Origin of the sequence: Marinomonas flavescens (assembly GCF_004352835.1) — a bacterium.
GTDB lineage: Bacteria > Pseudomonadota > Gammaproteobacteria > Pseudomonadales > Marinomonadaceae > Marinomonas > Marinomonas flavescens.
This window is the reverse complement of the sequence record NZ_SJSB01000027.1, coordinates 1-15,707: the sequence shown is the minus strand read 5'-3', so window position 1 is coordinate 15,707 and position 15,707 is coordinate 1. Positions and strand designations below refer to the sequence as shown.

Below are 15,707 nucleotides of genomic sequence, written 5' to 3'. Positions count from 1 at the left end.
AACTGCTGATAATTCATGTTGGTACTGCTTTGTTCTGTGGTAAGAAGAATCATACCAACTTCAGCAGTTGGCTTCTTCTACACCTGATTAGCAGTGTCGCACTTATTATCTGAATTTAGGCTTATAGTAAGTATAACCGTTGTATAGGGCATAAGTTGCTATAGGGCACAAAGCGAGATAGGTTTCTGGCATACAGGTACGCGCGTAAAATAGGCTGTTATATAAAATTATTTAGTTTAAGTATCTGATAATGCAAAATTTACTATTCAATATTATTTGGTAGATTCAACGTTAAAATAATCCTGCATATATTTAACAAAAACTTTAATCTGATTAGGTATATATTTTGATTGAGCATATTGAGCAAGTATTGCTCCCTGATAACTGCCACTTACATGCCAATCAGGTAACAATTCCACAGCTTTATTAGACTCAATATCTCGCGATATTACAAAATCAGGAAACACCGAAATTCCTGTCCCATTCAATACCGCTGCACGCCTTATTTCACTATGATTAACAATAAATGAACCACTTACATTGACTACGACTTTTTGACTGTTATTAGTGAATTTCCATACTTGATCTATCGGGTTCTCCCCAAGGCATAAGCAGTTATGTTGAGCTAAATCATCAGGATGAATCGGTTTACCAAACTTTTCTACATAACCTGTACTCGCACATAAAATAAGCCTGCATTCGCCAATGCGTTTCGCAATAAGACCCTCAATAGGTTTATCAGTGATATTAATGAGCACATCAACTTTATCGACAATAGGGTTAATCATAAGATCGGTAACTTTTAATTGAAATGTGATATTAGGGTACTCTTGAATGAAATCGAGAATCATAGGCATAAAAACCTGCTTAGAAAGAGCTTTAGGAGCAGCGACTACCAATGAACCTGCCACATTATTGGGATCAGATTGAGCTACAGATGCAGCCATTTTTGCAGACTCCAACATATCACGACAAAACATAAAAACTTCCTGTCCAGTCGAGGTCAATCTCATATTCCTTGTCGTTCTTTCTAAAAGCTTTTCACCCAAGAAGCCTTCTAAGCGTGAAACAGCACGACTGATTGATGATGTGGATACGCCAATATTTTGAGCTGCACTTGAGAAACTGCCTAATTCTACAACTCTTACGAATATTGCCATCTCATATAAAAATGGCAGTAATTTATTTATGTTCACAGCGCAATTATCCTTTTCATTTCAGGCTATTGTTTCACCTAAGGTACTTATAGATAATTCGCAGGTCAACAATTTAGGATAATTTAACGAGGAAGTAGAAATGAAAAAGATCAGAAGCATTAATGACTTACGAAAATTAGCCGACAGAAAAAGTCACATTGTAACTTTTAGAGATGTTCTTGTTATTACCTTTACTCGAAAGGAGCCGTTAAATGAACTTGATAGCTAATACTTATAAAAAAGCGCGTAATAACTTTCCAGTCACTGAGTTAATGCTATTGATGGTAGCCCTTTTTTGGGGAACTAGTTACGGCTTAACTAAAAGTGCATTAATTTACACTAGCGTATTACTTTTTATCGCACTTCGTTTTTCTTTGACTTTTCTTTGTATGTTGCCAATGGTGATCTCGGACTTCCGTAAAGGTTTTAACAAAGACTGGAAAATTGCAATCCCTACGGGGTGTATTCTATCATCCATCTTTTATTGTGAAGTATTTGGCGTCTTACACACAACCGCTTCAAATGCAGCTTTTCTGATTAGCTTATCTATCGTATTAACGGCACTTGCAGAGCCGATTATCAATAAGAAGAGGATGTCAAAAGCTTTAATACTCCTCACTGTCACATGTGTATTAGGTATCTTCTTTTTGACTAGCACTGAAGAGTTTGAACTGGTGTTAAATAAAGGCGATTACTTTATTCTATTGGCTGCGCTGTTAAGAGCATTAATGGTGACGATAACAAAGCGATCAACTGAAAATAAAAAGATAACAACGCGTTCTCTTACTGCTATCCAGTCATTTATCGTAGCAATCAGTTCCCTAATCGCATTAGCATTCTTTTCAACTGAGGCAGAGTTATCTATTCCAACTGCATTTGAATTTTGGCTGATAATGTCATACCTAATTATATTTTGTACATTATTTTCATTTTATATACAGAACTATGCAGTGCGCCGAATATCACCAACAAGAGTATCTTTATTAATGGGAAGCGAGCCATTATTTGGAGCAATTTTTGCCATAATTTGGCTAAATGAATCATTAACACCATTACAAATATTTGGCGGTACTTTGATTTTTTTTAGTGTAGTAATTACATCGCTTCAAAAAACAGAGTAGCCAAAAAACACTCTATTAATCATATGAATAGTTAGGCCTAAATTCAGATAATAAGTGCAACACTGCAAACGAGGTATAGAAGAAGCCAGTTGCTGAAGTTGGTGCACTTCTTCTTACCACAGAAAAAGCAGTACCAACATTAATTATCAGCAGTTGACCGAAGGTAAAAGATACAAAATCCTCACTCTCTTAGGGCAAGAAATATCAGTGGTAAGTATTGCACAAACACTGAATTGCCATAGAGCGACGATTTACCGTGAATTAAAACGGAATAAAAAAGCAGCAGAATATTGTCCTGACAACGCTCATAGAGCGTGTTTGATAAGACGAAAGACATTCGCTAAATATCGTATAGCATCAAAGACGATTGATTTTATTCGTATTTTAATTGAAATCGACTGGAGTCCTGAGCAAGTCTCTAACGTACCCAAAAAGTTGTGGTGTTCCTGTTAGTCATGAATGGATTTATCAATATATTCATGACGAAAAAAGAAACAAAGGGACACTTTATCGCCATTTGAGACAAGGAAAAAAGCGCTACTGGAAAGGCCAGCGAACAAAAGCTGAAGTGATCAAGAATAAGGCATCCATTGATGATAGGCCTGTGATTGTCGATACCAAAAAATGCTTGGGGACTGGGAAATAGACAGCGTTTTAGGCAAGCATGGAACGGGCTCTATTGTTCCTTTATTGGAAAGAAAGATGCGTTTTATCTCATAAAGAAAGTGGAGTCGAAATAAGCCAAAGATGTGACTCAAGCTACTATAGAGTTATTGATGCCTTTTAAAGGTCATGCGCACACGATTACAGCGGTAATGGTCGAGAGTTTGCCTATCATGCTGAGATAGCTGACGCATTGGAGACGAAAGTGTGTTTTGCTCATCCATATAGCTCTTGGGAGCGTGGAGCGAATGAAAATAGCAACGGCCTTCTAAGACAGTATGTGCCTAAAGGAACTGATTTAAGACATGCAACAGAAGAGAGAATACACTTCGCGATGAGACGAATAAACAAATCGCCCAAGGAGGCGTTTAGGGTTCAAGCAACCAGCGATGGTTTTTAAAAAAATGTGCTTAGTTGCTTGAAATAAAAAGTGTCGCACTTCAGACTTGAATTTGGGCTGACCACTTCACTGCAACAGATTTTGTTACAAGGTCGATTAAAATCAATCTAGGTGTGTTAGCGCTCAAACTTAACCAAAAAAACTAATCAAATCGCTCCGTAATAGGAGAACATAACACAGCTATTGCACTATCAATATGTGATAATAAATAGTACAGGTTCCAGCCTTTTGCCGAACCGCCATCAACTGCTCTACTTTCCCTAATCAAAGCCTATAAGGCAGGCCATTTGGGCAATCAATGAGGTATCCCCAACCACCGTTTTCAAGTTTCTTTGCAACTTCTATTGATGTGCCCTCAGAAATAACTTCTCCTTCAGGACTTATGGCCTTCCATCGAGCGCTTAGCAGCGCAATATCGCCAATAATAACTTCACTGAGAATTTCGCTTTGAATGCTTGGTTTAATTTCTAAAAATGACGAAAATACGTCTCTTGCTCCTTCGATACCTTTACTCTGTGGCTGATCAGGGGGGAAGAAAATTTGGCAATCAGGGTGAAATAAAGTCGTTATCCCGTCCAAATCTCCCCTTTGAAGGTATTCGCTTACACAATGGGCAATCTCGCTTGGTGTTTTTGCTATGAGTTTTGACATGTTATTTTCCTTCGGCTGTATCGCTAAATTTGATACATTTATATTATTGAGGTCCGTTATTGTCGATATCGAGTATCATTTTCCAAGCGCCGCTATCATCACGTTTATAAACGAGCACCAGTCTTCCTTCAGGTGACTTTATTTCACCGGTCTCTCTCATTTTCATAGTGCCGTAAAACCGACCACTTGCAACGGCCACATCACCAAAAAATTCAAGAGTCTCAATATCGTAACCAGATGAAATTTGCGCTGCATTAATGCGAGGTATATATTTGTCTCGTATTGCTTGAATGCCTACTGTTACTGGCTGCCTCTCATTAACGGTGACTGTATTTGCATGACATGTTGCCACCATCGCTTCAATATCACCGTTATTAAGACCTGAGTTCCATGCACTGATTGCAGCTTCAATTTCTTGTCGTTCGTTCATTATTTTATTCCCCTGAGTTATTGGTAAAATTAATAACGCAATTCCAAAGTTTGCTCAGAAATTGATGCGTTGAGGATATAATAGAAGAATGTTAATGTTTGTATAAGTGATCAATTAATAACACAGTGTTTGGAAAGTCGAACAATGGAAAAAGAAAACTTTACGGATATTAAAATATTTGTTGTTGTAGCAAATACAGGTGGGTTTCGTGCTGCAGCCAATCACCTAAAAAAATCCCCTGCATCTGTCAGTGAGGCTGTGCAAAGATTAGAAGACAGCCTTGGCATTCGCCTTTTCGAACGCTCGACAAGATCTGTTAAGTTAACCTCTATAGGTGAAGTTTTTTATAAAAGCACACATCTGGCTATCCATGAGATTGACAAAGCATTAATAAATATTGAAGCTCAAAAAAACTCATTGATTGGAACACTAAAAATTTCTGCGCCATATAGTGCAGGCCCATTTTTTTTAGAAGCACTAATTGCCCAGTTTGCTAAACAATATCCTGAAATTTTAGTAAACGTGACGTATGACGATAACAAAGTAAATTTACTTCAAACTAATATCGATGTCGCGATCCGCTCCAACACATTGTTAGCATTAGACACTCATGCTGTACCAGTTGGTCCAGACCTTAATATGTCAATTGTCGCTTCTAAGTCGTATGTTGAGTCAATAGGACTACTGAAGCATCCGACTGAACTATCGCATCACCCTGCATTATGCTTTGGCTTCGGCGGCAGCGGTAATCTAGCCCCATGGACATTTATAGGTGATGATGGACCGTACACGGTTCAGCCAAACTCTAAAATCATCACCAATGATATGCGCTCGCTGGCATACTATGCTTCAAAAAGCTTGGGGTTCGCATATCTATACACAGAAATCGCAAAACCTTATGTGCAAGCAGGTAGCTTGATAGAGGTATTATCTGAACACGTAATGCCATTACCTCGTTACTCGATTAATTTCACAAGTAAGCGGCATATGTCAAAAGCACTGCGCGCATTCATTGACTTAGCTAAGACATTTAAGATTACCTAAGTAATAGAGTAACCGAGACACACAAATCATTTTTGTGTCTCGGTCATAAGTGCAAGTAATGTTTCAAGAACTGAAATAGTTCCTCTATCTGACGAAATAATGCGTTGTAATTAGTGCTCACTCCTTGCCCCTCTGGTTAAGAGTAAAAACCATACACGAGCGCTCAATACGAGGACACTCACTCAAATACGATAAACAGAAAAATGACTTATTATTGGCATTCTGGTCACATTGTAGTGGCATAATGAACCAAACCATTAGCTGTATTTCGAATCTACGGAGATGCTGTGTCGATAAAAGATAAGAAGCTACTTCATAGACAATATGCGTTTTGCTGACTCTTGCTGTGCGGGACAACACTTATCCATACCATCAGATTGTCATAGGACTTCATAGTGGTAGCTTAAAAGCATGAACAAACTGAGCATTTCGGACAGGGTATTTAGAAGAATCGTCGTTGTGTAGATAATATACGATCAAGTCAAGCTATGTGACTTAACCCTATGGAAGACCCAACGGCAATGAATAATGAACTTGGTTTATTAGAAATAACTTTAGGATTAAAATGATACCCTGATTTTTGACATTAAGAATTAGAATTCACCTGATAGATTCGAGATACCGAATAACTTCTGCCCACTCAGGAAAACTTTGACTACCAAATTGAATTAATTCCCCATCAAATTTTTCCTGTCCCTTCCTTCACGCTTGTCATCAATAAGGCAATACTCTTTCAGAAGCCCTTTGTTTGGTGAAATAATTAACTTACTTACAAACTCGATTCCAAAGTGTTTTTTGACCCAAACTCTTTTTTCTGTATAGCATAAAGGATTGTATATAGAGGGAGCTGTTAGAATGTATGGATCAAAGATTATCAACCCTAACACAGACTCAATTGCATCAGGCATGGGTTCTAAGTTAGCGTAAAAACAATACTGAGATTGAGGATAAAGGGTCTGTGAATTTTTCTCTAGTACAGCGTCATAAGCACCTTTAAGTTGAGCGGAAGCCGTAAATATAAGCCTGTTATTCCAATTGTGAGAAAAAAAAAGACTTTATGGGTTTGGGCAGAGATTACTATGTGGGGTTTAACCGACGCTTACTTTTAAAATGATACCTCGAGCTGCAAGACGTAAAAATAAAGGTTGATCGAGTGATTTGATACTTGGGATTTTAACAAGCACATAAATAGAAGCACTGTAGTTTAAAATAAAGGCAGAATAATCGTGATAATCTGATAACCAATCAAATATTATGACGGACTATAAATATGTATAGCCCTTCTAGCGTAAGTTTCAAACTTACGCTTACCGTCTATTATTTCATTACAGCTAAATGACAAAAACTATCTTTTTAGCTTTTGCCCGTTTTATATAGATTGATATTATATCTATAGATTATGCCGAATTACCGTAAAAACACACTCTCTTTAATTATGTTACAATACCCATTCTGGTAAGTGACTCTCTCTTACGAGAATCATTCTAGCGCTCTCTTCAGGCGTATTCTCGAAGTTTTATGCTCAATCGGTGGCCCGCTCGCCTTAGGTTGACTGTCTCATCGGCAGTTATAGCCTTCACATATTGCAAGACATCAAGCATTGCATAACATCAAAATCTAATCTGATTACCTCTAATGAGGTATTTGATTGTTTCACCGTTACTAGTACAAATAGAATGCTTTTCTGCGTTTAAAAAGTAATGGATAACTAAATATCATCTGGAGATATAAATGAACTTTTTGAAAAAACTAGCGACTGCTGCTGCAGTTAGCTCACTAGTACTTGGGGCCTCTATTGTCCAAGCAGACTCAAAAGAACCTATTATAATTCCTACCCATAACTGGACTAGCCAAATTACTATGGCATACGTTATTGGCGGTATTTTTGAAAGTATTGGCGATAATGTCTCGTACGTTCCTGCGGATAGCCAAGCCGTTTACGAATCAGTCCGTAATGGTGACATAACTATTGCCAATGAAATATGGCAGTCTACTTTCGGTAAATCATTCAACAACGCTTTAGACGCAGGCGGCATCATCGACGTAGGCAATCACGCAGCCGTTACCAAAGAAGAATGGTGGTACCCTGCTTACGTAGGTAAATTATGCCCTGGCTTACCTTCATGGAAAGCGCTAAATGACTGTTCTGCACTGTTTGCAACAGCAGGAAGCGGTGGTAAAGGTCGTTACCTAGATGGTCCTATGGATTGGCATGGTCAAGAAACATTAGATCGTATTAAAGCACTTAATATGAACTTTACCGCTAAGTTTGCAGGCTCTTCTGGTGCCATTTGGGCAGAGCTAGCATCTGCTAAAAAAGACAACCGCGCCGTTGTCGTATTTAACTGGTCTCCGAACTTTACTGATGCAGGAACAGGTGGCAGTTTTGTTGAATTCCCTCCCTATACTGAGGGCTGTAAAATTGCAGACGGTGGTGATGGTAAATGTGGTTCGCCACCAGCAGGTTGGTTAAAGAAAGCGGCTTATTATCAAATGCCTAAAAAATGGCCGACCGCTTACAAAATATTCAACAACATCTCATTTACTAAAGGTCAAATCGGCAACATGGCAGCATTGGTTGATGTCGATGGTTTAAGCCATCAAGAAGCCGCTAAAAAATGGCTAGCTGATAACGAAGCCGTATGGAAACGCTGGCTATAAAGTAAGTCTAATAACTGACCACTCGATACACAGGGGATTCCTGTCATTCGGTTTCAGCTAAATGTGAGACCTTGCCGTAGTTTTACGCCAAGGTCTCACACTATCAAATTTCTTTTTGTTCGTGACATTTAAGTAGAGTAGATAGCTAACCACGCAATAGTGTTACGCCTGCCAGTCCGACAACCTCGATTCATACAGTGCCAACAAGCACCTTCTTGTAGCACTTCTTTTTTATAGAGATTTAATTATGTCCACTCCTAGTCAGCCCGTTATTAAATGCGAATCTGTTTATAAGATTTTTGGCGAACATGCAGACAAAGTTTTAAAAAAATCGGATGGTAAAGTAGATACAGCCTCTCTACTTGAAGCAGGCTGCATCATTGGCGTAAACAATGCGTCTTTCGACGTTAATAAAGGCGAAATGCTGGTCATTATGGGCTTATCAGGCTCTGGTAAATCTACTCTTTTACGTTGTATTTCACGCTTAATTGAGACGACTGCTGGAAATATTTTTATTGATGGTGAAGACCTACTAGGCATGAATGAAAAACAACTCATAGATATCCGTCGTAATAAAATGGGCATGGTATTCCAAAGCTTTGCCCTCTTACCTCACAAAACAGTATTAGAAAACATCGCCTTACCACTTCAAGTAAAAGGAATAAGCACTAAAGACAGCATGGCCCGAGCGATGGACATGGTCAATTTAGTAGAGCTAACTGGATACGAAAACACCTTCCCTCGCCAACTTTCTGGTGGTCAGCAACAGCGTGTCGGTATTGCCCGCTCGTTGGCAGTAGAGCCAGAAATTTGGTTTCTTGACGAACCCTTTTCTGCCCTCGACCCTTTGATTCGAAAAGAAATGCAAGACGAGTTCATGCGTTTGCAAAACGTATTACATAAAACAATTTTATTTGTTACTCACGATTTTGATGAAGCCATCCGTCTTGCTGATCGCATCGCTATTATGAAAGACGGCGTCATCGAACAAATTGATACCCCTGCCAATATTATTCTTAATCCGGCTACCGAATACATCGCTAAATTCACCCGTGGTGTGCGCCGCGAACGTGTTCTCTCTTGCCAATCAATCATGGAAAAGCATGACGCCAGTATCGATCTAAGTGACATTACCGTTGCTAAAGATGCCGTTATCGACACAATCGCAGAGCATGTATTAAGCGAACAAAAGCCTGTAGCGGTCGTTGATGAACAGGGGGAAATAGTGGGAGTTTTAAACAAGGCGAGCATCATCCAAATTATGTTTGGTAAAACACATCAACATTTAGCCAATAACATTCCCGCCAATAACACCGCGGAGAACCAAGCCTAATGCAATATTTCACTAACCATAAATGGGTACAATTTATCGCATTAGTCGCGATATTCTTTGTGCTCGTCATGGCCATTGATCCAACATCAGGAAGCAACTTATGGCGTCTACAAGAAAACATATTTTGGCATCTACCTAATATACTAAATGACGGACTTAAGTACCTTATTAATGATTTTTGGGTCGTCAACGTTTACGACATAGAATTAGATCTCACCGAAAAATCCACCATAATAAAAGAGTTTACTCACTCTATTTCTGGGGCGGTCCTCTTTTGCATTAACCTGATCCGAGAGCTGCTATTAGGAGGAGTAAAAACTGTCGTAACCTTTACTAGCTGGGATTTTGTTAGCGATAATGAATGGGCTCGCATTCCAGCCTTACCTTGGACTGCAGTTGCTTCAGGTGCATTTTTACTGGGCCATTATCTTGGTGGCCGTAAACTGTCTATGCTAGCGGGTACCAGCATTATTTACATTGCCGTATTTGGTCAATGGACGCCGGCGATGCAAACCTTATCGTTTGTATTAGTCGCTGTTCCTCTATCGGTTTTTATCGGGTTGGTTATGGGTATCTTTGCTTATAAGAGCAAAGTCTTTGAGTCTATTTTGACGCCACTACTAAACGTAGCGCAATCTATGCCACACTTTTCATACCTCATTCCCGTCGTCGTCTTTTTTGGTATTGGTGACCATGCTGGCGCGATATCAACGGTTATTTTTGCGACACCACCAATGATTCGCTTAACCATTTTGGGTCTCAAAAAAGTCTCTCCAGAAGTATTAGAAGCAGGCTTGATGAGCGGCTGTAACCCTCGACAACTTATGTTTAAAGTACTGATCCCTACCGCACGTCATGATATTTTGATCGGTGTTAACCAAGTTATTATGCAATGTTTGGCTATGGCTGTTATCGCTTCTTTTATTGGAGCAAAGGGCTTGGGCTACAATTTATTAGTCTCATTAAACATGCTTAATATAGGCGCTGCACTCGAACTCGGTGTGTCTATTGTATTAATCGCGATTGTTTTAGATAAGCTGTCCCTTGCTTGGGCCAACAAGCAAACGAATTACTTTGCTAACTTACCTTTTCATTTGCATTATAAATATTCTTTAGCGTTTATAGGAATACTAATAGCGACCTCTGTTCTTGCCTACTCTGCCTCCGTATTCTTTCCAGATAAGCCAAACTACCTTTACATTATTAGTAAAGCTCAAGGACTCACTACCCAGAGTTTTTGGGACACTATCGTTGATTGGATTATCACTAATACCTATCAGAGTGTACAAAGCTTTAACTTTTTCATGACAGCATCAATCTTAATGCCGATTAAAGCCGCGTATTTATCCATGCCCGTTGCTGCTACTTTATTCTTAGTCGCAGGGATTGGTTATCTTGTTGGCGGCCTCCGTTCAGCCATTGTCGTCACTATGTTTATTGGCTTTATTGCCTTAACACCATGGTGGGATCGTGCTCTTATTACTGCCTATATGGTCACGTTCTCCGTTGTCACTTCCGTGATTATTGGCTGTAGTGTTGGTGTTTTATGCTCACGAAATCCCCGAGCGACTAAGGTGATATTACTGGTTTGTGATACTTTTCAAACCTTTCCGTCTTTCGTCTACTTGATTCCAGTCATCATGCTATTTGGTGTGAGTGATTTGTCCGTATTGATCGCCGTCATTGTATACGCCACGATTCCTGCGACTCGCTACACAGTAGAAGGGTTACGAAACGTCCCTCAGCCTTTGCAAGAAGCCGCTTCTATGTCTGGCCTTAACCAGATACAACGTTTATTACATGTTGAGCTCCCGCTCGCGTTTCCACACATTATGCTAGGCATCAACCAAACGGTTATCTTCTCTTTGTTTATGGTCATCATTGGTGCCTTTATTGGTACTGACGACCTAGGCCAGTTGATTATGCAATCTTTGTCGAAAGCCAATGGTATGGGACAAGGTATTTTGCTTGGCTTATGTGTCGCCTTTATTGGTTTAGCGGTAGATCACTTAATCCATACGTGGTCGAACCAACGTAAAAAAGCATTAGGTATTGCCTAACTATCGAGGTGTAACCACAGCATAAACACAAGTAAAAACAGTTAACAAAGACGTGGAAGAAGAGGCCTAATCAGCCTCTTTTTTTGCTTTGTACTGCAACATATTACAAACAGGCCAAAAATGATGGTCTGTGTTAAAACCAATACCATGCTTATTTGTTAGGGAAGGTGCGAATAAGTCAGCTATTCAACAGTTGTGGATATAAAATTCCTTTTATTTTCAATTAGATAAATCAAGTAATCTCTTATTGAGATGACTTGTTCGCATTATCCCTAAACTCTACTAATGACGCTGCCTCTGCTAAATATAAATTTGCCTTAGGACAATTTCGAAAGCTTTCTTCAGGAAGTAAATATCGCTCTAATGATGACCTAGGATTAGTAGAGTATGTAGACACAGGCCGAAACAAAGGCACTATCTAAATTCACGATATTAAAACTCACTGTAACGGGGAATCCATTTTACAGTAATATTATTTTGTGTTTGGTTATTTATAACAATTGAAGCTGCTTATCGAATAGATGGCTCTACTCGGTTACGGCCATGCTCTTTTGCTTGATACAAATTGGCATCTGCTATGTTGATCAATGATTGTTCTGCAAGCAAGTTGTGAGTACAAGCAGCACCGAGAGAGAGCGTTAAATATGCTTCAATAAGTAATGCTTCATGAGGAATATTAAGCTCATAAACAGCGCTTCTGATGTTATCCGCAATCATGATTGCATTGGTTATATCTGTGCCTGGTAAGACAATAATAAATTCTTCTCCACCATAACGTGCTGCGATACCTGCATAATTTTCGACTATTTTTCTAATGGTCGTGGCGACTTGTTTTAACGCCTTATCCCCTTCGAGATGACCATAAGTATCGTTAAAGTACTTAAAGTAATCGATGTCACATATGATCAAGGACAATGGGCGATTCGTCTTAAGTGCATGTGCTTTTTCTTTTGTGATTAAGGCGTCATAGTAACGACGATTATAAAGTCCTGTGAGCCCGTCAATAATAGCTTCTCTCTCTGCGATAGAGAGCTTTTTCTCTCGGCCTAAAATCCACAATAGAAACACTTCGATGATTAGAAACGCCAAAACAAAGAAGAGAATATTCATAATAAAGGAATGTTTGAATTCCACTATCATTGGCGTTACATCTTCCCAAACGAAAACAAAACCCACAGGCGGTAAAGTCTTGTCTTTTGTGCCTCTGTAGTCAACGAGTGGAAAGTAATAGGAAGAGAAATATTGGTCACCTTGTTCAATAATAGTGACGCCGTTTTTAATGAAATCTTTATTAATGGGTGTTTGAGCTAAAAGCGTTTTTACCCCGTCAGAGGAGGAAGATTCAAGGTAATACTTTGAATGAGATTGGTCTTTGAAGCTCTCATTTGTATATTGTTGCCACATGGTCTTTTTAACGTGTTCTTTGGTCAAAAATATGGCTATGTTGGCTTTGAAGGTTTTTGAAAACAAAGGAAGGATCTGCTCAAAGGAGATACCTGCTTCCACAGCGCCAACATAAGTTCTTTGGTTTGTCTCTGGATCAATAGTCCAAATAGGCGATACGCCTCTTAAACCACTGTTGATTCGTCCTGTTTCAAAACCACTGCGTTCTGTTTTCTCTTTGTTTGTATCGACAATCGTGAAGCGAGTGTTGTCCATTCTGTCGCCAAATTTACTGGGACGGTGAACGCGTAAGTAGCTCAAACTGCCCGGACCGAGATGGTAATGTAGCTGTCGAACATCAAATTTCTCTGTTGTTATATCCCACGGCACTTTTACTTTATCTAGGAGTTTTTGACGAAGAACGGCGACAGACTCGCTCTTTATTCCGTCTCTTTCTGCGGCTTTTTTTTCCAGCAAGGAATAATTGGTTTAATGCGTCATTATTACTAATGTAAGTCGATAACTGGAGCATGTTTCGATAGGTCATATCGAGCGTCAGATTAAATTCATTTTGGCGTGTTTCAGCGCGCTGAAAAAGCGTTGAGTTAAGGACTTTTTGTGATGTGTAATAGTTAAAAGCGACAAAAACGAGATCGATGCATAAAATAATGGCACTGATGTAGAGAACGGATCGGTTCTTGTATTTTATTAATGTTTTGAAATCCGTCATATTTTTTTAGAGCGCAGCCTAAATCTTCATATAAATAGAGGCGATCCTACCATAAAGTTTGCACATTCTAAGCATGAATTTTATAAATCGAACACACTAGAACCTTGATATACAAAAACTACAGCATTTTTCTAGCACATACGTCATTGCAAAGGCATGCAGTAAACCCTCGATCGCTTTGCCCGTTTTGGTATTCATAAAATTAATCTCTAACCATTCAAATTAACCAGCCTTTGCACTTTATCAGTCCTGTACCCTAGGCTGTCCATGTTATCCTACCCTTTGCCTCCGGAGGGAACTCCACAAGCATACTTAAAACACCAAAATTTGCTCCTGCCGCTATCTAATGTTACTTCTCCAAAATCTCTTGAGAAATAACGGTATCCCCTCCTCTTAGAGTCGATTTTTTCCCAACAAAAACACCGGAGCGATCTCGAAACTTCGTTTATACGACCCAATGCATAGCCAACAAGCCCTCGCTCACCCACCCTCAGGGCCGCTACGAGCACCGACTAACAAAAACCTTGTCACACTAACTTCAACTATAAATCTACTCACACAAAACCTGGCGAATACACAAAGCAATAAACGTTACAAATTAGCTAAGATAAAAAAAGGGGTAACAAGGTATTCAAAAAGAGAAAACTAGGGGATTTGTGACTTATTAGAACGAGCCTCAAAAACACACAAAAAATGTTTTTAAAATAAGGCAACAACAAATAGGAATTATCATTTATGGCACAGATCGGTCACACAACATATTTCAAAAAAATGGTCACAGATTAGTCACAAATATCATGCGAGATAAAGAAAGGGAAAAGTCTTGAAAATCAAATATTTGAATGGAATTTACTGAAGAGAAATAGATGGTGGGTGTGGAGAGGTTCGAACTCCCGACATTCGCCTTGTAAGGGCGACGCTCTCCCAACTGAGCTACACACCCGCTCTACTTAAAAAGCAAAATGGTTTTACATCTTATTAGATGGGAAATTATGAGCTTCCGGTGTCACGCACATTGCTAGGAAAAGCTTCCTAACTTAGTTAAACACTTACTGTTTAGATAATATGAATATCTAAGAACTCTTTGCCAAACTCACCTCTTTGAGAAAAGAAGTAATTGGCGGAATGGACGGGACTCGAACCCGCGACCCCCTGCGTGACAGGCAGGTATTCTAACCAACTGAACTACCACTCCAACACAATCTAAAACTCTCGCTTATCTTCCAATAAGCCCACTGTTTAGTAAGTGGTGGGTGTGGAGAGGTTCGAACTCCCGACATTCGCCTTGTAAGGGCGACGCTCTCCCAACTGAGCTACACACCCGCATTAAGCTAAACCCTACTAACCAATAACTTATTACTTAAATAAGTAATTGGCGGAATGGACGGGACTCGAACCCGCGACCCCCTGCGTGACAGGCAGGTATTCTAACCAACTGAACTACCACTCCAACACAATCTAAAAATTCGCCTTGTAAGGGCGAAAAAGTTAAGATACTTCATCCAACACCAAATGACCTTAAGTGATGATATATAATAAAACCCTTATAAATCAACAATAATTTTTTATTTTTCTTCTTTTAATTACGTTAACCTAGAAGACTAACGTTAAAAATTGAAAAAAATATAAATAATTTGGTCACATGCTTTCTGCTAAATCCATCCATTAAAAAATTGACTGGATGACCTTCGCTTGAAGACGGTGCGTATAATACATCAACAGAAAGTATTGTCTAATCTTTTTTGAAAAAAAACTATTATCTCTAAATTACACCCTACATTCACGCCTCGTTTGGATAGTCTGTATGCTGTTCGGCAAACAACCTCTTTCGCGTTGGCTTGATAATAGATAAGAAAATTAGATCTACGACAACAAAAAACCTTGTTGTAATGGTCTAATGATCTTGGAAGGTCCTATAGCCTATAATTAACTTTAATATAGGAAGTAAATCATGACCATTAATCCTCGTAAAACACGATTAAATTACACACCCAAACAGAGGTATGAATACGCCAGACTGATGGTTGAAGAGCAT

At 39.1% G+C, this 15,707-nt stretch carries 10 protein-coding genes, 4 tRNA genes and 1 pseudogene; 6 read left to right on the top strand and 9 right to left on the bottom strand.

From position 1 onward, the window contains the following. Window positions 1–272 precede the first annotated feature (272 nt). Window positions 273–1,196 carry a LysR family transcriptional regulator gene (locus E0D70_RS17105; protein WP_133013484.1) on the bottom strand — a complete coding sequence of 308 codons (924 nt, stop codon included), beginning with the start codon at window positions 1,194–1,196 and terminating at the stop codon, window positions 273–275. Between the two features lie 212 nt (window positions 1,197–1,408). Here E0D70_RS17105 and E0D70_RS17100 point away from each other — a divergent pair, with 212 nt between their 5' ends. Together E0D70_RS17100 and E0D70_RS17095 are read left to right on the top strand one after the other, a co-directional pair. Further along, on the top strand, window positions 1,409–2,317 hold the full coding sequence (locus E0D70_RS17100; protein ID WP_133013483.1) for a DMT family transporter: 909 nt from the start codon (window positions 1,409–1,411) through the stop codon (window positions 2,315–2,317). A gap of 138 nt (window positions 2,318–2,455) precedes the next feature. Then, a pseudogene (locus E0D70_RS17095) lies at window positions 2,456–3,402 on the top strand (IS30 family transposase). A 242-nt stretch (window positions 3,403–3,644) separates the two neighbouring features. On the opposite strand, the gene E0D70_RS17090 reads toward E0D70_RS17095, so the two are convergent. Beyond that, the gene (locus E0D70_RS17090; protein ID WP_133013482.1) at window positions 3,645–4,031 is read right to left on the bottom strand and encodes a YybH family protein; all 387 of its coding nucleotides are present in this window, start codon (window positions 4,029–4,031) and stop codon (window positions 3,645–3,647) included. A gap of 43 nt (window positions 4,032–4,074) precedes the next feature. Beyond that, window positions 4,075–4,461 carry a YybH family protein gene (locus E0D70_RS17085; protein WP_133013481.1) on the bottom strand — a complete coding sequence of 129 codons (387 nt, stop codon included), beginning with the start codon at window positions 4,459–4,461 and terminating at the stop codon, window positions 4,075–4,077. A 144-nt stretch (window positions 4,462–4,605) separates the two neighbouring features. Between E0D70_RS17085 and E0D70_RS17080 the strand changes: the two genes are divergently transcribed. Then, entirely contained in the window at window positions 4,606–5,505 is a 900-nt protein-coding gene (locus E0D70_RS17080; RefSeq protein ID WP_133013480.1) for a LysR family transcriptional regulator, read from the top strand. A 668-nt stretch (window positions 5,506–6,173) separates the two neighbouring features. Here E0D70_RS17080 and E0D70_RS17820 read toward each other — a convergent pair. After that, window positions 6,174–6,524, bottom strand: coding sequence for a 5' nucleotidase, NT5C type (locus E0D70_RS17820; RefSeq protein WP_420813340.1), 351 nt, complete (start codon window positions 6,522–6,524; stop codon window positions 6,174–6,176). A 712-nt stretch (window positions 6,525–7,236) separates the two neighbouring features. On the opposite strand from E0D70_RS17820, the gene E0D70_RS17070 reads away from it, so the two are divergent. The 3 genes from E0D70_RS17070 (at window position 7,237) to E0D70_RS17060 (ending at window position 11,559) form a co-directional block, all read left to right on the top strand. Further along, on the top strand, window positions 7,237–8,166 hold the full coding sequence (locus E0D70_RS17070) for an ABC transporter substrate-binding protein (RefSeq protein WP_133013478.1): 930 nt from the start codon (window positions 7,237–7,239) through the stop codon (window positions 8,164–8,166). Window positions 8,167–8,413: 247 nt separating this feature from the next. Continuing rightward, window positions 8,414–9,499: a quaternary amine ABC transporter ATP-binding protein gene (locus tag E0D70_RS17065; RefSeq protein WP_133013477.1), complete on the top strand. Its 1,086-nt coding sequence runs from the start codon at window positions 8,414–8,416 to the stop codon at window positions 9,497–9,499. Further along, complete coding sequence (locus tag E0D70_RS17060) at window positions 9,499–11,559, top strand: ABC transporter permease (protein ID WP_133013476.1); 2,061 nt, start codon at window positions 9,499–9,501, stop codon at window positions 11,557–11,559. Before E0D70_RS17065 ends, E0D70_RS17060 begins: the two co-directional genes overlap by 1 nt. Window positions 11,560–12,069: 510 nt before the next feature. On the opposite strand, the gene E0D70_RS17055 is transcribed toward E0D70_RS17060, so the two are convergent. From E0D70_RS17055 to E0D70_RS17035, 5 genes are all read right to left on the bottom strand, one after another. Continuing rightward, complete coding sequence (locus E0D70_RS17055; protein ID WP_133013475.1) at window positions 12,070–13,419, bottom strand: diguanylate cyclase; 1,350 nt, start codon at window positions 13,417–13,419, stop codon at window positions 12,070–12,072. 1,120 nt (window positions 13,420–14,539) lie between these two features. Then, a tRNA-Val gene (locus tag E0D70_RS17050) sits at window positions 14,540–14,615 on the bottom strand. Window positions 14,616–14,790: 175 nt separating this feature from the next. Continuing rightward, a tRNA-Asp gene (locus E0D70_RS17045) sits at window positions 14,791–14,867 on the bottom strand. Between the two features lie 52 nt (window positions 14,868–14,919). After that, a tRNA-Val gene (locus tag E0D70_RS17040) sits at window positions 14,920–14,995 on the bottom strand. Between the two features lie 50 nt (window positions 14,996–15,045). Then, window positions 15,046–15,122, bottom strand: a tRNA-Asp gene (locus E0D70_RS17035). Window positions 15,123–15,707: the final 585 nt, after the last annotated feature.

Bases quoted from the DNA above. Each gene is read 5' to 3' on its own strand.
- E0D70_RS17100 (WP_133013483.1), top strand. From the start codon at position 1,409: ATGAACTTGATAGCTAATACTTATAAAAAAGCGCGTAATAACTTTCCA.
- E0D70_RS17090 (WP_133013482.1), bottom strand. From the start codon at position 4,031: ATGTCAAAACTCATAGCAAAAACACCAAGCGAGATTGCCCATTGTGTA.
- E0D70_RS17085 (WP_133013481.1), bottom strand. From the start codon at position 4,461: ATGAACGAACGACAAGAAATTGAAGCTGCAATCAGTGCATGGAACTCA.
- E0D70_RS17080 (WP_133013480.1), top strand. From the start codon at position 4,606: ATGGAAAAAGAAAACTTTACGGATATTAAAATATTTGTTGTTGTAGCA.
- E0D70_RS17070 (WP_133013478.1), top strand. From the start codon at position 7,237: ATGAACTTTTTGAAAAAACTAGCGACTGCTGCTGCAGTTAGCTCACTA.
- E0D70_RS17065 (WP_133013477.1), top strand. From the start codon at position 8,414: ATGTCCACTCCTAGTCAGCCCGTTATTAAATGCGAATCTGTTTATAAG.
- E0D70_RS17060 (WP_133013476.1), top strand. From the start codon at position 9,499: ATGCAATATTTCACTAACCATAAATGGGTACAATTTATCGCATTAGTC.